Origin of the sequence: Methylobacterium adhaesivum, from assembly GCF_022179065.1 — a bacterium.
GTDB lineage: Bacteria > Pseudomonadota > Alphaproteobacteria > Rhizobiales > Beijerinckiaceae > Methylobacterium > Methylobacterium adhaesivum.
Window position 1 is genome coordinate 182,824 of sequence record NZ_BPQD01000020.1, and the last position, 20,180, is coordinate 203,003.

A 20,180-nucleotide genomic window follows, 5' to 3' on the forward strand; every position below is an offset into this window, starting at 1 on the left:
TCATGGGGGCGAAACCGCGCGGGTGCGGACCTATATGGGCATGATCCCACCCCGTCCCCGGGGGTACGCCGCCCGCCTTCCCTCTATGAACTCCGCCGTGGCTCCGGCCCGGCCGCACGAGCCCAGACGGACCGTCCATGCCCAAAGCCGTCGCCGGTCCCGAGATCGAGCGCCTGATCCAGCTTCTCGCCCGCATGCCGGGCCTCGGCCCCCGTTCGGCCCGGCGCGCGGCGCTGCAGCTCATCAAGAAACGCGAGACCCTGCTCGCCCCCCTGGCCGAGGCCATGCGGGTGGCCACGGAACGCATCATCGTGTGCAGCGCCTGCGGCAACGTCGATACCGCCGAGCCCTGCACCATCTGCCGCGACGAGAGCCGCGACCCCTCGACCCTCGTGGTCGTGGAGGACGTCTCCGATCTCTGGGCCCTCGAACGCTCGGGCGCGGTGACGGCCCGCTACCACGTGCTCGGCGGCGTGCTCTCGGCGCTCGACGGCGTGCGGCCCGAGCACCTCAACCTCGACTCTCTCGTGGCGCGGGCGGCCGATCCGGCCATGCGCGAGATCATCCTGGCCCTCAACGCCACCGTCGATGGCCAGACGACGGCGCACTACGTCACCGAATCCTTGAAGGACCATGGCCTGAAGGTGACCCGCCTTGCCCACGGCGTTCCGGTGGGCGGGGAACTCGACTACCTCGACGAGGGCACGCTGACGGCCGCCATCCGCAGCCGCACGCCGTTCTGAGCGCGGCGCCCCGGAGCGGTCATTTGACCCCACACCGGTGCGACCGTATCTGCTGGGGATCGGGGTGCTGCGCCCCACAACGCCAAGCCCGAATTCCCATGCCCATCCGCCCCCTCGTCATCCTGCCCGATCCGATCCTCCGCAAGGTCTCGGAGCCCGTCGGCCCCGTGACGGACGAGATCCGGACCCTCGTCGCCGACATGCTCGAGACGATGTACGACGCCCCCGGCGTCGGCCTCGCGGCCATTCAGATCGGCGTGGCCAAGCGCGTCGTCACCATCGACACCTCGAAGGACGAGGATGCCCGCCGGCCCCAGGTCTTCCTCGATCCCGAGATCGTCTGGGGCTCGGAGGAGAAGCGCTGCTACGACGAGGGCTGCCTCTCGATCCCGGAATTCTACGGCGAGGTCGAGCGGCCCGACCGGGTCCGCGTGCGCTTCCGCGACCTCGACGGGGCGACGCAGGAGATCGAGGCCGACGGGCTGCTGGCCACCTGCATCCAGCACGAGATCGACCACCTCGACGGGGTGCTGTTCATCGATCACCTGTCGAAGCTCAAGCGCGACCGGGTGCTGAAGAAGTTCACCAAGGCGGCCAAGCGCGACGCCGCCTGACCCATTCGAGGATCGAACCGATGCGCGTCGTGTTCATGGGCACGCCGGATTTCGCCGTGCCGACGCTGACGCGTCTCCATGCCGACGGCCACGCCATCGTGGCCGTCTACACGCGGGCGCCGGCCAAGGCCGGGCGCGGCATGGCCCTGAAGCCCTCCCCCGTGCAGGTGGCGGCCGAGGGTCTCGGCGCACCGGTGCTGACGCCCGCGACCCTGAAGACGGCGGAGGCCGTCGAGACCTTCCGGGCGCATGCGGCCGACGTCGCGGTGGTGGTCGCCTACGGGATGCTGCTGCCGCAGGCGATCCTCGACCTACCGCGCCACGGCTGCCTCAACCTGCACGGCTCCCTGCTGCCGCGCTGGCGCGGCGCCGCCCCGATCCAACGCGCCGTGATGGCCGGCGACCCGGAGAGCGGGGTCGGCGTGATGCGGATGGAAGCCGGCCTCGATACCGGGCCCGTGGCCCTCGAGGCCCGCTTGGCCGTCACACCCGGCATGAGCGCCGGCGCCCTTCACGATGCTCTGATGCCGCTGGGCGCCGATCTCATGGCGGATGCCCTCGCACGCCTGGAGCGCGGCGACCTCACCTTCGTGCAGCAGCCCCCGGAAGGCGTCGTCTACGCCCACAAGATCACCAACGACGAGGCGCGCATCGACTGGACCCGCCCGGCGGCGGAGGTCGCCAACCACATCAACGGCTTGAGCCCCTTTCCCGGCGCCTTCTTCGAGGCCGATCTCGGCAAGGGCGGCGAGCGCGTGAAGGTGCTGGGCGCCGTCGCGGCCGACGGCGCGGGCGCCCCCGGCACGATCCTCGACGAGGCCTGCGCGATCGCCTGCGGTACGGGCGCCGTCCGCCTCACGGGGCTTCGCCGGGCCGGCAAGGGCGGCGCCGCCACCGGACCGGACTTCCTCCGCGGGGCGCGCCTTGCCCCCGGCGCGCGCCTCGGCGCCTGATGCCGCGCTACAAGCTCGTCGTCGAGTACGACGGAACGCCGTTCTGCGGCTGGCAGCGCCAGACCGCGCAGCCCTCCGTACAGGGCGCCATCGAGGCGGCGGTGACGCGGTTCTCCGGCGAGACCGCCGGCCTCACCTGCGCCGGCCGCACCGATACGGGCGTGCACGCCACGCACCAGGTCGCGCATCTCGATCTCGAAAAGGCGTGGCGGACGGACGTGGTGCGCGATGCCCTCAACGCGCACCTGCGCCCGCAACCCGTCTCCATCCTGTCGGCCGAGATCGTCGCCCCCACCTTCAACGCCCGCCATTCGGCGATCCGCCGGCATTACCGCTACCGCATCCTCAACCGGCGCAGCCCGGCGGCCCTCGACCGGGGCCGGGTCTGGCAGGTGCCATGGCCCCTCGACGTCGCCCTGATGCAGGCCGCCGCCCGCCCGCTCCTCGGCTGCCACGACTTCACCGCCTTCCGGGCCGCCGAGTGTCAGGCCCAGAGCCCGATCCGCACCCTCGAACAGCTCGACGTCGCCGTGAGTCTCATGGGCTTCAACGACGAGATCGTGGTGGCGGCCTCTGCCCGCTCGTTCCTTCACCATCAGGTCCGGGGCCTCGTCGGCACCCTGGTGCTCGCGGGCTCGGGGCGGCTCACGGCGGACGACGTCGCCGACATCCTCGCGAGCCGCGATCGCAGCCGCTGCGGGCCCCTGGCCCCGTCCAGCGGGCTGACGCTGGTGGGGGTGGATTACGCAGGACCTCACGAAATCTCATAGCAAATTAACTTCAAGTTGATTTATGCGCGGAAATATCCATGATTCTGCAACTTCGGCGATGAACGCGTCGAAGAACGCAGGATTGTCCCCATGGAACCACCCCTCCGCCTCGCCATCATTCTCGCGGCAGGCTTCACGTTGCTGTCGCCACTGATCTTCATCGCGATTCGACAGGCGATCAAATACGAACGTCAGGAAAGCATCACCGACCTCGCGCTCGTCTTCGAGACGACCGGCGGCGTGAGCCTTTCACCGATCCCGTCGTTCGAGTTCCTGAAATACAAGTACTTCGTGGGCGCGAAGCGTGGGCCGACCCCATCGGCAGTGTTGGCAAGCGCGAATCCGGGAGCCCAGCATCCGGACCGCTACAAGGAAGACTATACGACCCTGCATTGGCTCATCGGCAGCGTGCCGTTCGGCGTCCTCTCCGCCGTCGCTGCGTTCTACGGGCTCTCGATCCTCGTCGCGCTCCTGGATCCCGCCGCGGCGATCGGGTCGCCGTTCCGTTGGCCTGGGGTTACCTATCCCGCTCCCGGCAGTGTCGCCATGGTCTGGCTGCTCGGCCTCTGCGCGGCGCTCGCCGGCAGCTACGTTACGGCCCTGCGCAGTCTCTACCGGGCGACCAAGACCTTCGATCTCAGTCCAGGCAGCTTCGTGAGCGAAACCATTCGGATGCTGCTCAGCGCCGTTCTGGTCCCGATCCTCATCGTCGGCCTATTCTGGATCGGAACCGAAACGATCAAGGCCTTCGTGGTGGATCACGCCCATCTGACGGCGCCGAGCATCGTCGCCGTGATGGTGACCGCCTGCTTCATCGCCGGCATCATGCCGGACGTCGTCCTGCGCAACATCATCCAGGGAGACCGCCTCAAGAACTTCAAGCGCGAGGAAACGGTCTTCGAAGCCTTCAAGATCACGCCGGTGGAAATCATCGACGGCATCGATAGCGAGATCCGGGTCCGCCTCGACGACCACCATATCCGCTCGACCCAGAATCTGGCGACGGCCAATCCCCTGATGCTCTTCGTCGAGACGCCGTACGGGGTATATCAGATCATGGACTGGGTGGCGCAGGCGCAGCTCTGCTGCTCGGTGGGGCGCGACAAGCTCATCCGCCTCTGGTCGCTGGGTATCCGGACCCTGTTCGATCTCGAACGGTTGGCCGCGTCCCGCGATCCGGCGAACGAAGCGCTGCTCCTTGAAGTGGGACGCATTCTTCTGGGCGAAGGGCTCGTTCCCAAGGACGCCACCCCACGCACATCGGCGGCTCTCGTCCGGGCCAACATCGAGTTGCGCCTCGACGATCCCCACGTTCGACGCCTGCGTCAGATCTATATCGCCGTCGGCAACCGCCTCGGAACGGATAGCCGTCGCTTCGAGGCGCACCCGTTCCAGCCGCGGGGCCGCCTTCGTCATCGCTTCACGCGCTGCCTGTACTGGCAGCCGCCTGGGACATCGAGCGCTCCGGGTTCCAAGGCGCACGCTCCATCCGACGCCGGGAAGGTCGCTTCGGTCCCCGCTGCTCCGGAGCCGATCAGGACTGCATCGCCGCCGCGCGGCGCCGGATCGCCTTCGAGCGGGCCCGCCGATCACCCTTCCGAAGCGCGCCCCGCCGCTGCGAAGTAAGCCGCGATCACCCGCGTGTAGATCGCGGTCAGGCGGTTCAGATCGGCCACGGCCACGCACTCGTCGGTCTGGTGCATCGTTTCGCCCACAAGGCCGAACTCGATGACCGGGCAGGCGTCCTTGATGAAGCGGGCATCGGAGGTTCCGCCCGTGGTCGAGAGCTTCGGCACCCGGCCCGTCTCCGTCTCGATGGCGGCGGCGACGAGGTCGGTGAAGGCGTCCGGCTCCGTGAGGAAGGCCGGGGAATTCGAGGGCTGCAGGTCGAGGCTGTAGCGCACGGCGTTGCCCGCCGCCCGCTCCAGACGGTCGCGGATCTCCGCACCGAGGGTCTCGGCGGTCCAGCCCTCGTTGAAGCGGATGTTGAAGGTCGCCCTCGCCTCCGCCGGGATGACGTTGGTGGCCGGGTTGCCGACGTCGACGGTGGTGAACTCGAGATTCGAGGCATCGAAATGCCGGGTGCCGCCATCGAGGGGCTCGGCGAGGAGCGCGCCCGCGAGGCGCAGGAGGCCGGGGATGGGGTTCTCGGCCCGGTGCGGATAGGCGACGTGCCCCTGCCGGCCGTGCACGGTGAGCTTGCCCGTGAGCGAGCCGCGCCGGCCGATCTTGATCATGTCGCCGAGATGTTCCGGGTTCGTCGGCTCGCCGAGCAGACAATGGTCGAATCGTTCACCCCGCGACCGCGCCCATTCGAGGAGCTTGACCGTCCCGTTCACGGCAGGCCCCTCCTCGTCGCCGGTGATGAGGAAGCCGAGGGAGCCGGTGAAGGTCGGCCCGGCGGCCTCGAGGTAGTCGAGGGCGGCGGCGAGCATACAGGCGATGCCGCCCTTCATGTCGACGGCGCCGCGCCCGTAGAGCACGCCGTCCGCCACCGTGCCGGCGAACGGCCCATGGCGCCAAGCGGCCGTATCCCCGGCCGGCACCACGTCGGTGTGGCCAGCGAACAGCAGGTAGGGCGCGCCGGTGCCGATGCGCGCGTAGAGGTTGTCGATGTCGGGCGTGCCGACCTCCGAGAAGCGCGGGCGATGGACCGTGAAGCCCGCCCCCTCCAGTACGCTGCCGAGCCAGGCGAGGGCCCCGCCCTCCTCCGGCGTGACGGAGGGGCAGCGGATCAGGGCCTGGGCGAGGCCAAGCGGCGAACGGTCGAGGGAGTCGGGCACGGCCAGGGTCTCGGCGCAGGATCTCGGCGGATATCTGCCCCGGCCATAGGCGCCGGCCCAGGCGCATGCAAATCCGGGGGCTTCCGGCGGCCGGTCGGGGGGGCTATCTCCCGGTCATGGCCCTGTCATCCGATGAAGTCGAACGCTACGCCCGTCACCTCGTCCTGCGCGAGGTCGGGGGGCCGGGCCAAGCACGCCTGAAAGCCGCGCGGGTTCTCGTGGTCGGGGCCGGCGGCCTCGGCGCACCCCTGATCCAGTATCTCGCGGCGGCCGGCATCGGCACCATCGGAGTCGCGGACGACGACACCGTATCCCTGTCGAACCTCCAGCGGCAGGTGATCCACGGTACGCCGGATCTCGGCCGGCCCAAGGTTGACAGCGCGGCCGATGCCGTCGCCCGCCTCAACCCGCACGTCGCCTTCGTTGCGCACCCCCTGCGGCTGACGGCCGAGAACGCAGCGGATCTCATCGCGGATTACGATCTCGTCGCCGACGGCTCCGACAACTTCGCCACCCGCTACGCCGTGTCGGATGCGTGCTTCCACGCCAAACGCCCCCTGGTGACGGCGGCCCTGGGACAGTTCGACGGCTCGCTCACCACGATCCGGGCGCACGAGACCGGGGCGGACGGACGCCCGAACCCGACCTATCGCTGCCTGTTCCCAACCCCCCCGCCCCCCGGCTCCGTGCCGCCCTGCGCCGAGGCCGGAGTGCTGGGGGCGCTCGCCGGCATCATGGGCTCGCTCATGGCCCTGGAGGTGCTGCGCGCGGTGACGGACTTCGGAGAACCCCTGGTGGGGCGCCTGCTCATGGTCGATGCCCGCTCCCTTCGGTTCGAGACCCTGGCCTATGCCTGGGACGACGCGAACCCCTTGAGCGGGACGGCGGCGGGCTCCACCATAGCCTCCCACATCTGACGGTCTCGGCCTCGCCGAAGCGTTAAAGGACGTCGTCGGCAAGCACTCCCTCGCCCGGCCCGACGTGGTAGCATCCGGAAGCCAGCAACCCGTCGGCCTCGTCTCGGCCGATCCCCATGCGGATGCTCGATCCGTTCCGTCGAGCCAGTGGCGCACGAATTGCGGACGGTTTCAGCGTCTTCGCCCGGTCTTCGTCGATCTCAAGGGAGAGCGCATCAATGCTTGAGGTTCACGACCGCATCGCCCACCCCCGTTCCCTCGGACGGATCACAGTCGCCAAGGCTCCCGGGGTCAGCTCGGCCGCCAAGGCTGCCGCGTGATGATCAGCGCCTTCGATCTCTTCAAGATCGGGATCGGGCCCTCGAGTTCGCACACCATCGGCCCCATGGTCGCCGCGCGTCGCTTCCGCGCGCGCGTCGCCCGCCTCGACGGGGTGGCGCGGGTGAAGGCCGAGATCTTCGGATCCCTCGCCTGGACCGGGCGCGGACACGGGACCGACGTGGCGATCTTCCTCGGCCTCCTCGGGCACGAGCCGGCCACCGTCGATCCGGATCGCGTCGCCGGCTACACCCGGGCGCTGGCTGAGAGCGGCGCCATCGGTCTCGCCGGCATCGCCTTCGACCCCGAGCGGGATCTCCTGTTCAACTTCACCGAGGTCCTGCCGCGCCACACCAACGGCATGCGGTTCCGGGCCCTCGACGGCGATGGGGCGATCCGCGACGAGATGATCTGCTACTCCATCGGCGGCGGCTTCGTGGAGACCGAGGGTGATGCCCGCGAGACCGGCCCCGAGGCCGTCGCGATGCCGTTCCCGTTCGACAGCGGCGCCGACCTCCTCCGGGTCTGCGATGAGACCGGTCTCGGGATCGCCGAGGTGCAGATGGCCAACGAGCGCGCCCTGCGCTCGGAAGCCGAGATCCATGCCGGGCTCGACGCCATCCGGGACGCGATGCTCGCCTGTATCGCCCGGGGTCTGCGCAAGGACGGCGAGTTGCCCGGCAGCCTCAAGGTGCGCCGCCGGGCCAAGCGCCTGCACGAGACCTTGGACGCGTCCCGCCTCAACAACAGCCGGCCGGCCCATCAGATCATGGACTGGATCAGCCTGTTCGCCCTGGCGGTGAACGAGGAGAATGCATCCGGCGGTCGCATCGTGACGGCGCCGACCAACGGCGCCGCCGGCATCGTGCCGGCGGTTTTGCGCTACATCGTCGATTTCTGTCCCGAATGGTCGGACGCACGTGGCCGCGACTATCTGCTGGTGGCTACCGCCATCGGCGGCCTGATCAAGCGTCGCGCCTCCATCTCCGGGGCCGAGGTCGGTTGCCAGGGCGAGGTCGGCTCGGCCGCCGCCATGGCCGCCGCCGGCCTCGCGGCCGTGCTCGGCGGCACTGCCCGCCAGATCGAGAACGCCGCCGAAATCGCCATGGAGCATCATCTCGGCATGACCTGCGATCCGATCGGCGGCCTCGTCCAGATTCCGTGCATCGAGCGCAACGCCTTCGGGGCGAACAAGGCCGTGGCCGCCGCCTCCCTGGCGCTGCACGGCGACGGGCTGCACTTCGTCACCTTCGATCAGGTGATCGAGACCATGCGGCAGACCGGCGCCGACATGCAGGACAAGTACAAGGAGACCTCGCTGGGCGGTCTCGCGGTCAACGTCACGGCCTGCTGATGGCGGGAGATTTCCACCACGCCTGCCGTCGTCGTGTCAAAGATCGGGCCGATGAATGTCCGCTCAGTCGGCTGTCCGACGCGAACGACGAACGGCCCGAGCCCGCACTTCTGGCCCTCACCAAAGCTGTCCCGTAGGCTGGCAATGCCCTGGAGAAGCACCTCGGACGGGATGACCGGCTGGGCCCAGACGGTCCATCGCAGTGAAAGCCGAGTTGTCAGGCTATCCTACGGCTTACCTGCGGCCTTCTTGGACGCCTCGGTGGATTTGATGCTGCCCGTCTCCGAGACGCGATCCCGCGCTTGGTCGAGGCGCTTTTTCGAGGCGACAAGCTCGCGCTGCGAACTGGTCAGCTGACCCTTGGCCGCATCGCGGGCCGTGACAGCTTGGCCGAGTTCTTCACGGACAGACGCGAGCTTGCCCTGCCATTCGCGGAGAAGGTCGAGGTTTGCCTGTTCCAACTCTTTTTGGCGGCCGACCAACGCGTCTCGATCCGTCTGCAGGAGGCTGACCTGATTCGTGAGATCGCGGTTGGCCGACGCCTTGTTCGCGAAAGCTCCCCAGCCCGCAAGGGCGTAAACGCCCAGGATCAGGCTCAGCACATGAGAGCGTTTGGGGGTCCAAGCAAAAAGAGCCTGGATGTTGAAGCGGAGCAGTTCAAGCAGGCGCGGCATAGACTTTCTGTCTCCCGTCGTAACTGAGCGGACCCCGCTGGCCCGAACGGCTGTTCGATCAGGTACGTCACGATGTCAGTGCAGCGTAAAGACTTTCTTACGAGGAGCATCACCAGACCGCATAAGAATAATAAACACGGCCACAGCGAACGACCGCGACGCCCGATGCGCTGCACGACGCGCCTCAGCGGCCAGTGTGCTCCAACATCCGACATCCTCGTCGTCGGCAAGGAGCGCTATGGCGAACTCGACTGTGACGATGGCCCGTTCAACCCGAGATGTTCGTGGGCTTCAGCGGGCGTCATCTGGCGAATGGTCGCGTCCGAGAAGCCTCGGCCGCGCAGTTCCATCCGTTGCCGATTCGTAATCATCAAGGACACGGGGGGAGGTGACGCGGGTTTGGTAGCCGCAGCCTCCACCTGAACAGGCGAAGCTTGGCGCAAGCTGCCAAGGAACGCTTCCTCCGCGGCCGCCTGATCGAGCAGCGTCCGGAGATAAGGGTCCGTCTCGACCATCAGCGCATCCTCCCATCGGGATAACCGGTCGCCCCGCGAGCAGCCCAATGCCGGCCCAGCGGTCCCTGCGCTCCGAGTGATGCCGAGATCGGGGGGCGCTTCGCAAGCTGGCGCGGCGGCGCGCGCTCGACCAAACACCCGATCTCAAGAGTGCCGAGAACCAAGATGGAGCCTGCCGTCGAGACCATCGTCCCCGCAGGTTTGATCCGGCTCTCTACAAGTCGCCCGACGATCTGGGCTAAACTGTTAATCGATTATGATCAGAAGATAAAAATATCTCTGACAAAGCAACAGCTTATGCCACTTGAGTGGCGGAGACGGAGGGAGCCTCCGCCATCGACCCGCAAGTCGTTGATGCCACAGTCAACTCACTGATCGGTCTCGTCTTTCCCCGTTCTCGTGCTACAAAATTCGCAACAAAATCAGAGCGCGGAGCAAGCGGTGGCAGGCAAGGTTCGGCATCTCCTACACGTCAACGGGCGCTACTCGGCGCGCGTCGTTGTGCCGGAGGCCCTGCGCAGCATCGTCGGCAAGCGCGAACTCCTACAGCCCCTCGGGGCTGACCGGGTTGTCGCCTTGCGCAAGCTCCCCGGCGCCGTGGCCGAGATGCAAGCCGTCCTCGACGCCGCGCGGGCCAGGGCGAAGGAGGGGGAGGCACCACGCGCACCAGCACGCCGGGGGCGCCCGCTCACGGCGGAGCAGATGGCGCGCGAGCACTACTGCGCTCAGATCGGGTTCGATCAAGAGGTCCGGGAGAGCGACGAGAGTGCAGGGCTGGGCTTCAACGATGATATCCGGGTTGCGGACCTCGGACGCGCAATGGCCGGCGCTGCCAATAATGCGGAGCTTGAGGCCCTTGTGGGCCACATCGTCGCGAGCTTCCGTCTGCGAGGGCATACCGAGATCACACCGGCCTCACCCGACTTCCGTAGAACGGCGATGGCACTCGCTGTCGCGGAGCGGGAAGCGCTTGCCGTCTCAGCGGCCCGTGATGAGGGCGACACCACAGCGGCGACCTCGCACCCTCTCCTAGCAGCGGAGAAGCCTCTTGAGCCAATGCCGGTCTCGCCGCGCATCCTCGGGCCGCTGAGCGCCAAGACGCTCAGCGAGATCGTCCCATTGATGATGACGGAGAAACGAGCGCGGCCCGCGACCGCCTACGAATATGGCGTCGCCGTGCGCATGTTCGAGGAGCACTTGGGCGAGGCGCGCCCGGTGCACACGATCACCCGACGCGACGTGCTCTCCTACAAGACAGCACTGATGGAGACGCCGGCCAGCTACTCCCTGCGCTTCCCCAACATGCCGCTGCCCGAAGCGATCAAGCGCAACAAGGCGCGAGCGACACCCTTCCCGGTGCTCAATGTGACCACGGTCAACGACAAATGGCTCGCTCGCCTGCAATCCATCTTCAAATGGTGCGTCCTAAACGATGTGCTCCCGGACAACCCGGCGAGCGGCATCAAGGTGGATCAGATCGCGGAGACCTCTGCGCCCCGCGTGCCGTTCACGCCGGGCGACCTCGCCAAGATTTTCGCGCCGCCCCTGTTCCAGAAGGGAGCCGCGTTCGAGGAGCAGCAATGGGCACTCCTCATCGCGCTCCATACCGGCTTCCGGGCCAGTGAGATCGCGCAACTCAAGCTCGACAGCGTGCGACACGAGCGTGGCGTCCTCGCCTTCGCCGTTGAGGAACAGGTGAAGACGCGCGGATCGACGCGCTTGCTGCCGGTCCACTCCGCCCTCACCCGTCTCGGGATCGAGAGCCGCGTCACAGCGCTCCGCACAGCAGGAGAGACCCACCTGTTCCCCGACTGGTATCGCAAGGCCACCGCCGTCTCAAAATCGAATGCCCACCGCGCGCGCACCATCCAGTTCTCTCAGATGATCCCCAGGTGGTTCAATAGGACCTACCTCCCGAGCATCGGGATCATCGACGACCGCAAGGTGTTCCACAGCTTCAGACACGGCATGAAGACGGCGCTTGCTAGGGCTGGCGTCCCACGATCCATCAGCGACGACATCACCGGCCACGACGACCAGACGGCCGGTGGACGGTATGTCCACGAGACATCCATTGAGGCGATGAAAGACGCGCTGGAGAAAATCCACTTCGACGGCTTCACACTGTAGCACTCGACAGCAGCGCCTCACTGAGCCCGACGTGAATGTGCCAGATTGCGCGGCGCCACTGATAATCTCACAAAGGCTCCGCAGGCGCGCATACGCTGGATCGTCGTTCTAAACGTCGCCGGCTCTTGTTCTCCCCGCACCTTTTACGCACGAAATCGCGACGACCTCTCGCTATAATGCGTCTACGAAACGCGAGAACATGGGCGAGACATGGAACAGGGTATCGAGGATGTGCGTCGGTGCGAGGGTGTTGTCAGCCGGTTCGTAGGGGCGGCGATTTCGGGGGACACAAGGGACTTCTACCGAGCCGCGATGGAGATCGACTGGCCCGGCGCATGGCTGGACGTGTTCACGGCGCTTGACCGAGTGCCGCGCGACATGATCGCGGACGATATCCGCTACGCCTTCCTTGTGGCGTGGCGCGGGGACCGGGACTTCAACCCGGATGCGCCATACGCCAACGGCCTGCCCATAGGAGCCAACTGGACACTGACGCACGACCTCGTGGGCAACACCGACCTACTGGTGCGGTGCTTGAAGCTCCTGATGCCGGATCACCGTGTCGCGGAGCTACCGCTGGTGCTGTACCGGGGCCAGTCCCTCGCAGGGCACGAAGCCGGCGAGCATGGCGTCTGGTGGACGACCTACCCGCTCTACGCGGAACGCTTCGCCAAGGGGGGCTCCCGAAGTCACGTCGGGCAAGGCGCTGTTCTTATGACAGTCGATCCGCACAGCGCGATCATCTACAAGCTCAATCAGATGGATTTTCTGCTTGACCCATCGAAGTTGACTGACGTTCGTGTCTTGGACACACCGCTTAGGCACACGGAAGCCAAGACGGGGATGAACGAGCTTGAGCGCGATCTGCGCTCTCGGCTTCTCGGCGTCCCATCGGCCTGCCAGACCGCCGCGACCCGCGAATGGCTCGATCTCGGAGCGCCGCTCGCCGGCCTTCCATCCTGTCGAAAGGCACGCACCGAGTTCTTCCTGAAGGAGCTTGCAGCGGAGACGATGAGGGCCGCCGCGTAGAATTGGTGGAACTTGTCATTATATCCTCCGATCCGCACACGCCGAACGCCAGCGCGGTGAACTGCGAGAGCCTACGTTCGGAGTCAGGGGCGCTTATGCGGCTCGCCGAGCTTCTCAATCTGCTGGGCGTAGTCTTCGGCTGCCGCCGCCATCCGGTTGAAGCGGATCAGCGTCACCGGCTCTCCGGTCGGTTCCGTGAGAGGCCAGTCTAGGTCATGAGGTCTCTGATGTAGGTGGCGTAGATCCCTCGGATCACCCGAGATGATATCGATGACCCGCGCTAGAATATTCAAAGCCAATTTCTCATTCGCCATCACAATGGCATAGCCAATTGCCTTTGGACCATAGCGATGAAAGTGCTCTAAGTGAGCTGTTCGCAGCACTAGGATCATCTCAACTTCTTGTTCGCCAAGATGTAAATTGTTCTGAATGCATAGACGTAAAATCGCACCAAGATCATGCTGTATTCTCTGCTTTCCCATTTCGCGATCTGTCACTCCACGCTCAAGAAGGTAAGACTTGAGAGCGAGTTCCACCGCCATACTCAGCAAATGTCCGACAGGTTCCATGAACTCGACATCGCGACTTTGTTGCGAAAGGATAATTCTGGCGGCGTGCCAATAGCGAATAGCTACTGCAAGCCTTAGGGAGGCCAACGTCTGCTTCAATACGCTCATCTATTTGGCATTCACATTTTTCGTGAAGCCTCCAGCTTAGTCGCCCAGAGGGCATTCAGCTACATCTATGCGCCTGACGCATCCACTCGGGTGTCCGTTGAGGCATGCCCCTGCGGACACCCAAACGAACCGCTGAAACACTGTCCGTAAGGGTTGACCTGTCCATTCGGACAAGCTATCTATCGGACAGCACCACAGCGGACACGGACCATCGCCATGCAGACTGTTCTTTACGCTCGCGTCTCGACTGCCGACCAGACCAGCGCGCACCAGCGCAAGCAGGCCGAAGGAGCCGGGTTCAAAGTGGACGACGTTGTAGTCGATGAGGGCGTGTCGGGCGTGAGCACCACGCTCATGGAGCGCCCCGAAGGTCGCCGCCTGTTCGATAAGCTCCGGGCCGGCGACGTTCTCGTGGTCCGCTGGGTGGACCGGCTGGGCCGCAACTACGCGGACGTGACCGAGACCATCCGGGAGTTCATGCGCCGGGGCGTCGTCGTGAAGACGGTCATCAATGGCATGGTGTTCGACGGCGCGACCACCGACCCGGTGCAGATGGCCGTCCGGGATGCGCTGATCGGGTTCCTCGCCGCGACCGCCCAGGCCCAGGCCGAAGCTACGAAGGAGGCCCAGAAGGCCGGCATCGCACACGCCAAGGCCCAGGACGGCGACAGCTACCGGGGCCGTAAGCCCAGCTTCACCCGCGCCCAGCTTGAGACCGTCCGCGATCTCCTTGTTCAGGGCTCCGGCATTTCGGCCATCGCGAAGGAGACCGGCCTGTCCCGGCAAGCCATTTATAGGATCAGAGACAACCGAGCCGAGGCCGAGGCCGCGCTTGCCCGCTGGGCCGCGTGATGAAGGAGAACACCCCGTGACCGCCCAGCCCGCGAAGCGCCGCTACACCCGCCTCAACGAAGCCGAATGGGCGGAGGCCGAGGCTGTATGGGCCTCCGGTGCTGCCTCGCTCCCCGAGCTTTCACATCGGTTCGGCACTTCAGAGCGGGGTCTACAGGCCCGCTTCGCCCGGCGCGGTATCGAGAAGGGTCAGGCCGCGAAGGCACTCGCCGCCCAGGTTGTCGCACGGGTCGCGGAGGAACAGGCCGCCCAGGTGGGCACTCTCGCCGAACGCGCCACGACGATCCGGGAGGCCACCTACGCCCATGCGGTGAAGGTCGAAGGCATGATCGTGGCTCGGCTCGACGCCGCAGCCGCAGACCCGGCCCAGACGTTCGCTGCCGCTGCCGCGATCAAGATGTTGACCAATGCCGCGTCAGCGCTTGAACGCTTACACAGTCTCAAGCGTAGTGCGCTGGGCATTTCCGACGACGACGTGAACGACGATGAAATCCCGGTGCTGGTGATCCGGGATATGACGGACACTGAGATCGAGGACATGCGTAACAAGCAGGATGAGGAAGATGCACTCAACGGCAGCTTCATCGACATTCGTCCTGATATGTCATCACAGGAAGACGATGATGTTGTGATCGAGGACGGTGACGAAGAAGACGATGTGTAGCTGAGCGCGCCAAAACTCGACGCGATGCGGTTTCTACAAGAGGGGGTGGGGTCGAGGTCGAAGTCCTAGAGAATTTCGACCCCCTGGAAGGGGGTCCAATATGCGTCCACCGGAGATTTTCGACCACGAAATCTGTGAGGTGACGTTCGCGTTTGGTTCTTGAAGGTCGGCATAGGAAGAGCTAATATATAGGCTATCGCCACAGCTTCGGACCTCTTCGCGACCATGCCCACTCCCCACGTCAAGCCGACCCAGGTCATGCTCGGCCTCCCGGCCGAACGCCTCGCCCAGCTTCGCGCTTTGGCAGACCACCGCGGCGTGACCGCAGTCGCGGTGGTCGAGGACATGATCCGGCGCGCCATTGAGGACAAGGAGATCGGAGATGATCTCCCAGGGCTCTGTGAGGTCAAGCCGATCTGGAACGACAGCGTGGGCGTTACGATCCGTGGTCGCCCCCTCCCACCCATGGACCGGCTACAGGTTCGCGCATTCGCCGCACTGCTCAGTGCCGCCGCTGGGCGTGAGGTGCTGCCAGATCGGGACTTCAAGGTCGGCACGGCCATCAGCATCACACTGGACGACGACCGCAGGCTCTACGTCGGTCGAAACGCCAGCGCCGTGCTTCTGGGTCTCGTGGACGGGAAGACCAATGAGACCACTTTCCGCACAGCGACAACTGCAAGTCTCGCGACCGACTTCGCCGCGCTACTCCGCAAGCACGCGGCCGGTATGGCACCGCCCCTCACGAAGACACTGTCGGACGGCTCCGTCACGGCGGCCGACCTTCTCCTCCGCATCCTCAACACCGAGACCACCATGCCCACGATCCCGACCGACAAGGCCAAGCAGTGACCGCCCCTCATATCGACCGGGCAGAGCATGACCGCCCGAGCCCGATCCGTCTCGCTCTCGAAAGCCTGCATCAGGCCGACGTGCTCCGGCGCCTCGTGGCTGGCGCCGCCCAGGGCGACGCGGACGCCTTCTTGGGCGCCGCCGCCCAGGTGACGTGGCCGGGCGGCTGGGTTGACGCACTACGCGCCCTGGTAGCCCTTGGGACCATCCCCAACGCGATCCAGGGCGCCTTCCTCGATGCATGGCAGGCCAGCGCATCGCAGCCGTTCGGGCTGCGCCGGACCATGACGTGCGACCTCCTTGGTCAGGACGCACTCCTCCTCGACGGTCTGAGCGTCCTACTCCCTACGACCCAGCCCATCCCAGCCCACGCCACGTTCTACGCGGTCGCGCCGCTCGACGGCTACAAGTCCGGTCATCTCGGGCTCTGGTGGACTGGAGAACGTAGCTTGGCGCTGCCGGTCTCGGTCGCGACCTCAGCCTTCCACGAGTGGGACGGCGACCTCGTGTTGCTGGCGACGGAGGCACCGGCAAGCGCCATCGTCTACAACGCCGACGACCTTGAGGTGTTGGTGGACCCGCGCCGGCTCGGGCCAGTCCGCGTGCTCGGGACGCTCAAGGACGACCGGGAGAACGCACTGAACGCCTGAAACGAGTGAGCCGCCCGCCCCGGCCAGGGCGAACGGCTCGATCATCATCATGCCCCTTACACCGAAGCTCCCACTCGACGCGGCACATGCCGAGGCGCGCCCATGCTGCGCCCCGGTGCCGGTCTCGTGTGCCGATACCCCGGCCGGCGAGAACGCCCCTGCCGGTGTGCAAAAAAGGCGGAGCGCAAAGCGTCGCGTCAGCCCCCTTGCGGATCGGCAGTTCCTCAACGAGTTCAAGGCACTTAGCGGCGTTGCGAATTACCACGCGCCAGCCGCATCGGACGTGCCCGCTATAGTAAGTATGGGTATGGGGTATGCCCCCTCTGACCCTCTCCCCTCCTACCTGACGAAGACCCCGAGGCACTGGCGCGACGCCACCGACGAGGTTCAGGGGTTCTTCGCGTTCCAGGCCCTCACGGGAGCCGGCCCGGTCGTCGGGTTCACAGTGTGGTGCTCACCGGAGATCGACGCCAAGGCCCGCGCGACCGGGAAGCCGCTCCCATGGCTCCACAAGCGCCTCAAGGAGGCTTTGGACGACGAGCTTGGACCGGTGCAGTGGATGGCCTCCCTGGAGGAGGAGAAGACGGCGGACGGCACGCTCCTCCTGCACGTCCATGGCGCGGGCGCTTTCGGGAACCTCACCCGGAGCCGCCGCAGGGGTATCAGGAAGGCGATGCGATCCGCGCTGGGCTCGTGGGACGGACGCGCCTCGCGGTATCAGTGCAAGCTCAAGATCGCGCGCGACGACGGGTGGGCCTCCTACATGACGAAGCGGTGCTGGCTCGCCCTGCCGGGTGTCCGCAAGCGCTTCGCCTGTGACCGGCCCGGTTCTCAGTGGCGACTTAGCTTCGATGGCCCGGCCTTCACGATGACGAACAGCGTCCGGGCACGGGCCAAGGAGCTTCACCAGCAAGCCCGCGAAATCGTCATAGAAGCCCGTGGGCTGGCAAAGGCGTCGGCTGGCACTCAGTCTGCCCCGGAGACCGAGACGCCTGCCCCTGAGTTTCCGAGGCTACCGCGCGGTGCACTCGCCGCTCAGGAAGAACCGGAAGGGCTCGCACCGGCCCCACGGGCATGCACTTGGGAGCCCGAGACCATCAGGTCCCGGTCGCGAGACCCGCCCGGCTCAGGGGCGAGCGTATCAGCGGGTCCGGACCCGCCCCTGCCCGAACGCCGTCTCGTAGGTCAGGTCGCCGAACACGAACTGACCGCGTTGGCCGTTGCTCAACGCGACGATGGCTGAGCCGGTCATGAAGCCGGCCTGCCGCGTCACGATGGCCTCGCCGCGCACACGGGCGCCGCACGAGACCGGGATGACGATTGTCGGGTTCGGGTCTCGCACTGCCCATGTGCCGGTGCAGCGGATGGAGCCGGGAAATGCGACCCAGAACTCCCCGACGCCATTGTTGTAGCCCGTGGCCTGCCCGGCTGCGGGCGACCCGTTGGTCAACTGCCCGGTGATCGGGATGGCAAACACCGGCGCGGGTTGCGCGAGCGCAACACCGGGCAGGAGAACCGACACAAAGGCGAGGGCGAGTTTCTTCATACCCGGCGCCGTAGCGCCTAAGGCCGAGCTTGTCACCGGAACGTCACGGGCTTTCTGTGAACGATCACGAGAGTTAAGTGGAGTTCAGATAAGTCAGTGCTGACTAATGTCGTTCCCAGTCGATGAACTTGACGGTCACTTCATAGACGACCATGAGGCCGCAGCCGTCAAAGAAGTCGCCTCATGCGAACCGGGCGGCTCTTGGGGAAAACATGCACACAAGAGAGATCGAGGTTGGCGTCCTTCACGCCGATTTATGGGAGGAACTTGTCGTCTCGGGCCGCTGGGTCTCAGGGCCACACGACATCACAGTGGGCGACCACTCGGCCTTAGGCCGGTGCACGGTCTCGCATTACGGGCTTGAGGACCGGATCGTCTGGATCACAGAGCGACCCGTGCCCGAGCCGGTGTAGAACTCACAGGGCCGCTACAAAGCAGCACCCACAAAAGAACTACAAAACACCTCACAGAGGTCAAGCTAAGTAGCTGATTTTACACAAGAAAATGGAATGGCGGAGACGGAGGGATTGTCCGAGATCCTCTGCTAAGCCCTTGTTAACTATATAAGTGCTTGGCTCGGTGGAGGATTCCGGGACATGTCTCGGGACATATCGGGGTCATAAGGCCCTTTATGCACCGGAGGACCTCGTGCCTCGTAAGCCGGACCCAAGGAACGCCTATCTGGAGCTTCACGACGGGTATTACCGCGTGAGTATGGGTGTGCCTGCCCCCCTGCGGTCGCTCGTCGGCTGCGCCCGTCTGAAGCAAGGATTGGGCACCAAATCGCTGCTTTCGGCCAACGTCCTGAAGGGTCCCATCGTCAAGGACTTCAAGGCGCGCCTCGATAAGGCTTGGCTTACGCTGGGAGGACGGAAGGGGTCGGAGTTGCAGGAGGCGACAGCCTGGGCGCGCATCCTCGACCACTCCGGTAAGCCGGGCGACCAGACTTACGACTACTACGCGGCCGCCCTAAGGGATCGGGAAGCCGAGATCTGGTCGGCCGGCTCCCGTACCGAGACCGATCTCGACGAGGATGGAGAGGTCGTCGAGTTCGAAGTGCCCACCCGTGAGGCGAAGGAGAAGGCGGCCCAGTTCGGCGCGGTGGCCCGCGGCACGGCTACGCCCATCGCCCTGCATCATCCCGCCTTCATGAAGACCTTAAAGATCAAGGAGCGGTCGCTGACGGACGACCCCAGGGCGCTCAAAATCCTTCTGGAATGGTGCGCGGCACGGGACGTTCCCCCTTTCCTGGAGCGGTTCGACGTCAAGGCCGCAGTCCGCTTCATGGACGAGTTGCAGGACTTCACGGGCCTGGGCTGGGCGACTGCCACGAAGTACCTTGGACGGCTGCGCCGCTACTGGACCTACCTCGTCCTGCGCACTCCGGTGGACCGTAATGTGTTCGCTGACCTGCACCTGGAAAAGCCATCCGTCGACCACGAAGAGGAGGAACGCGCCTTCACCGACACCGAGGTCCAGACGCTTCTGATGGGTAAGGCCGACCCTGGCATGCTGGACGTCATGCTGATCGCGGCACTTACGGGCGCCCGCCTGGACGCCGTGATCGACCTTAGGGTCGGCGAGTGCGCCGACGGCTGGTTCACGTTCAAGCCGCAGAAAAAGGAGAAATCAGCTCGGGACGTCCCGATTCATTCCGCCCTTCAGGCAATGGTCGCTGGCCGCGCCATGGGCAAGACCCCCGAGGACGATCTCTTTCCGGAATGGCCGGCAGCAGTGGCGAAGGGCTCGATACGGGAGAGGAGCGCCTATTTCTCGAAGCGCTTCACGAAGTACCGACGCGGCCTCGGAGTGAACGAGCAGGTCGAGGGCAAGCGGCGGTCACTTGTCAACTTTCATAGCTTCCGGCGGTGGTTCATCACCAAGGCAGAGCGAGCTGCGGTTGATGGTGATCTTCTGGCCGCCATCGTAGGGCACAAGCGCTCCGGCCTGACGCTCGGACGCTACTCCGAAGGCCCCGAGATGGCGGCTGCAAAGGTCGCCGTGGCGAAAGTCCTGCTGCCCCCGCTGGATGGCAGCCCAGTGACGGAAGCACAGGCTTTGACTCCCCGTCGTCGTAGGAGCGTGGTCAAAGCTGTACCTTGAAACCCTGCTTCCGCTGAGGTGCCGGTTTTCCGACTT

18 protein-coding genes are annotated in these 20,180 nt (G+C 65.8%); 14 read left to right on the top strand and 4 right to left on the bottom strand.

The annotated features are described in order from the left end of the window. Positions 1-137: 137 nt before the first annotated feature. The 5 genes from recR to MFF01_RS15660 all read left to right on the top strand — a co-directional run bounded on the left by recR (position 138) and on the right by MFF01_RS15660 (position 4,706). The gene (recR, locus tag MFF01_RS15640; protein ID WP_238226889.1) at positions 138-743 is read left to right on the top strand and encodes a recombination mediator RecR; all 606 of its coding nucleotides are present in this window, start codon (positions 138-140) and stop codon (positions 741-743) included. Between the two features lie 98 nt (positions 744-841). Continuing rightward, entirely contained in the window at positions 842-1,357 is a 516-nt protein-coding gene (locus MFF01_RS15645) for a peptide deformylase (RefSeq protein ID WP_238226890.1), read from the top strand. Between the two features lie 20 nt (positions 1,358-1,377). Continuing rightward, positions 1,378-2,310, top strand: coding sequence for a methionyl-tRNA formyltransferase (fmt, locus tag MFF01_RS15650; protein ID WP_238226892.1), 933 nt, complete (start codon positions 1,378-1,380; stop codon positions 2,308-2,310). Beyond that, positions 2,310-3,080 carry a tRNA pseudouridine(38-40) synthase TruA gene (truA, locus tag MFF01_RS15655; RefSeq protein ID WP_238226893.1) on the top strand — a complete coding sequence of 257 codons (771 nt, stop codon included), beginning with the start codon at positions 2,310-2,312 and terminating at the stop codon, positions 3,078-3,080. Before fmt ends, truA begins: the two co-directional genes overlap by 1 nt. A gap of 90 nt (positions 3,081-3,170) precedes the next feature. After that, positions 3,171-4,706, top strand: a complete 1,536-nt coding sequence (locus MFF01_RS15660) for a hypothetical protein (protein ID WP_238226895.1) — start codon at positions 3,171-3,173, stop codon at positions 4,704-4,706. Here the strand turns inward: MFF01_RS15660 and dapE are convergent. After that, a complete protein-coding gene (gene dapE, locus MFF01_RS15665; protein ID WP_238226896.1) occupies positions 4,670-5,863 on the bottom strand; it encodes a succinyl-diaminopimelate desuccinylase in 1,194 nt (397 codons plus the stop codon). The two genes, MFF01_RS15660 and dapE, sit on opposite strands and share 37 nt — an antisense overlap. Positions 5,864-5,979: 116 nt before the next feature. Between dapE and MFF01_RS15670 the strand changes: the two genes are divergently transcribed. Both MFF01_RS15670 and MFF01_RS15675 read left to right on the top strand, forming a co-directional pair. Then, positions 5,980-6,780 (top strand): HesA/MoeB/ThiF family protein, encoded by an 801-nt coding sequence (locus MFF01_RS15670; protein WP_238226897.1) that lies wholly within the window; start codon positions 5,980-5,982, stop codon positions 6,778-6,780. Between the two features lie 319 nt (positions 6,781-7,099). Beyond that, positions 7,100-8,452, top strand: a complete 1,353-nt coding sequence (locus tag MFF01_RS15675; protein WP_238226898.1) for an L-serine ammonia-lyase — start codon at positions 7,100-7,102, stop codon at positions 8,450-8,452. 227 nt (positions 8,453-8,679) lie between these two features. Here the strand turns inward: MFF01_RS15675 and MFF01_RS15680 are convergent, their stop codons facing one another. Continuing rightward, positions 8,680-9,126 carry a hypothetical protein gene (locus MFF01_RS15680; RefSeq protein ID WP_238226899.1) on the bottom strand — a complete coding sequence of 149 codons (447 nt, stop codon included), beginning with the start codon at positions 9,124-9,126 and terminating at the stop codon, positions 8,680-8,682. Between the two features lie 956 nt (positions 9,127-10,082). On the opposite strand from MFF01_RS15680, the gene MFF01_RS15685 reads away from it, so the two are divergent. Beyond that, entirely contained in the window at positions 10,083-11,771 is a 1,689-nt protein-coding gene (locus MFF01_RS15685; RefSeq protein ID WP_238226900.1) for a site-specific integrase, read from the top strand. Between the two features lie 210 nt (positions 11,772-11,981). After that, complete coding sequence (locus tag MFF01_RS15690) at positions 11,982-12,800, top strand: hypothetical protein (protein WP_238226901.1); 819 nt, start codon at positions 11,982-11,984, stop codon at positions 12,798-12,800. Between the two features lie 83 nt (positions 12,801-12,883). On the opposite strand, the gene MFF01_RS15695 is transcribed toward MFF01_RS15690, so the two are convergent. Continuing rightward, the gene (locus MFF01_RS15695; RefSeq protein ID WP_238226902.1) at positions 12,884-13,477 is read right to left on the bottom strand and encodes a hypothetical protein; all 594 of its coding nucleotides are present in this window, start codon (positions 13,475-13,477) and stop codon (positions 12,884-12,886) included. Positions 13,478-13,693: 216 nt separating this feature from the next. On the opposite strand from MFF01_RS15695, the gene MFF01_RS15700 reads away from it, so the two are divergent. The 4 genes from MFF01_RS15700 (at position 13,694) to MFF01_RS15715 (ending at position 16,495) form a co-directional block, all read left to right on the top strand. Next, positions 13,694-14,329 carry a recombinase family protein gene (locus MFF01_RS15700; RefSeq protein ID WP_238226904.1) on the top strand — a complete coding sequence of 212 codons (636 nt, stop codon included), beginning with the start codon at positions 13,694-13,696 and terminating at the stop codon, positions 14,327-14,329. Between the two features lie 16 nt (positions 14,330-14,345). Then, a complete protein-coding gene (locus MFF01_RS15705; protein ID WP_238226905.1) occupies positions 14,346-14,993 on the top strand; it encodes a hypothetical protein in 648 nt (215 codons plus the stop codon). A 225-nt stretch (positions 14,994-15,218) separates the two neighbouring features. Beyond that, positions 15,219-15,845, top strand: a complete 627-nt coding sequence (locus MFF01_RS15710; protein WP_238226906.1) for a hypothetical protein — start codon at positions 15,219-15,221, stop codon at positions 15,843-15,845. Further along, a complete protein-coding gene (locus MFF01_RS15715; RefSeq protein ID WP_238226907.1) occupies positions 15,842-16,495 on the top strand; it encodes a hypothetical protein in 654 nt (217 codons plus the stop codon). Before MFF01_RS15710 ends, MFF01_RS15715 begins: the two co-directional genes overlap by 4 nt. Before the next feature lie 1,141 nt (positions 16,496-17,636). Here MFF01_RS15715 and MFF01_RS15720 read toward each other — a convergent pair. Beyond that, positions 17,637-18,041, bottom strand: coding sequence for a hypothetical protein (locus MFF01_RS15720; protein WP_238226908.1), 405 nt, complete (start codon positions 18,039-18,041; stop codon positions 17,637-17,639). 714 nt (positions 18,042-18,755) lie between these two features. On the opposite strand from MFF01_RS15720, the gene MFF01_RS15725 reads away from it, so the two are divergent. Next, positions 18,756-20,144 (top strand): site-specific integrase, encoded by a 1,389-nt coding sequence (locus MFF01_RS15725; RefSeq protein ID WP_238226918.1) that lies wholly within the window; start codon positions 18,756-18,758, stop codon positions 20,142-20,144. Positions 20,145-20,180 lie beyond the last annotated feature (36 nt).

Bases quoted from the DNA above. Each gene is read 5' to 3' on its own strand.
- recR (WP_238226889.1), top strand. From the start codon at position 138: ATGCCCAAAGCCGTCGCCGGTCCCGAGATCGAGCGCCTGATCCAGCTT.
- MFF01_RS15645 (WP_238226890.1), top strand. From the start codon at position 842: ATGCCCATCCGCCCCCTCGTCATCCTGCCCGATCCGATCCTCCGCAAG.
- fmt (WP_238226892.1), top strand. From the start codon at position 1,378: ATGCGCGTCGTGTTCATGGGCACGCCGGATTTCGCCGTGCCGACGCTG.
- truA (WP_238226893.1), top strand. From the start codon at position 2,310: ATGCCGCGCTACAAGCTCGTCGTCGAGTACGACGGAACGCCGTTCTGC.
- MFF01_RS15660 (WP_238226895.1), top strand. From the start codon at position 3,171: ATGGAACCACCCCTCCGCCTCGCCATCATTCTCGCGGCAGGCTTCACG.
- MFF01_RS15670 (WP_238226897.1), top strand. From the start codon at position 5,980: ATGGCCCTGTCATCCGATGAAGTCGAACGCTACGCCCGTCACCTCGTC.
- MFF01_RS15675 (WP_238226898.1), top strand. From the start codon at position 7,100: ATGATCAGCGCCTTCGATCTCTTCAAGATCGGGATCGGGCCCTCGAGT.
- MFF01_RS15680 (WP_238226899.1), bottom strand. From the start codon at position 9,126: ATGCCGCGCCTGCTTGAACTGCTCCGCTTCAACATCCAGGCTCTTTTT.
- MFF01_RS15690 (WP_238226901.1), top strand. From the start codon at position 11,982: ATGGAACAGGGTATCGAGGATGTGCGTCGGTGCGAGGGTGTTGTCAGC.
- MFF01_RS15695 (WP_238226902.1), bottom strand. From the start codon at position 13,477: ATGAGCGTATTGAAGCAGACGTTGGCCTCCCTAAGGCTTGCAGTAGCT.
- MFF01_RS15700 (WP_238226904.1), top strand. From the start codon at position 13,694: ATGCAGACTGTTCTTTACGCTCGCGTCTCGACTGCCGACCAGACCAGC.
- MFF01_RS15710 (WP_238226906.1), top strand. From the start codon at position 15,219: ATGCCCACTCCCCACGTCAAGCCGACCCAGGTCATGCTCGGCCTCCCG.
- MFF01_RS15720 (WP_238226908.1), bottom strand. From the start codon at position 18,041: ATGAAGAAACTCGCCCTCGCCTTTGTGTCGGTTCTCCTGCCCGGTGTT.
- MFF01_RS15725 (WP_238226918.1), top strand. From the start codon at position 18,756: ATGGGTGTGCCTGCCCCCCTGCGGTCGCTCGTCGGCTGCGCCCGTCTG.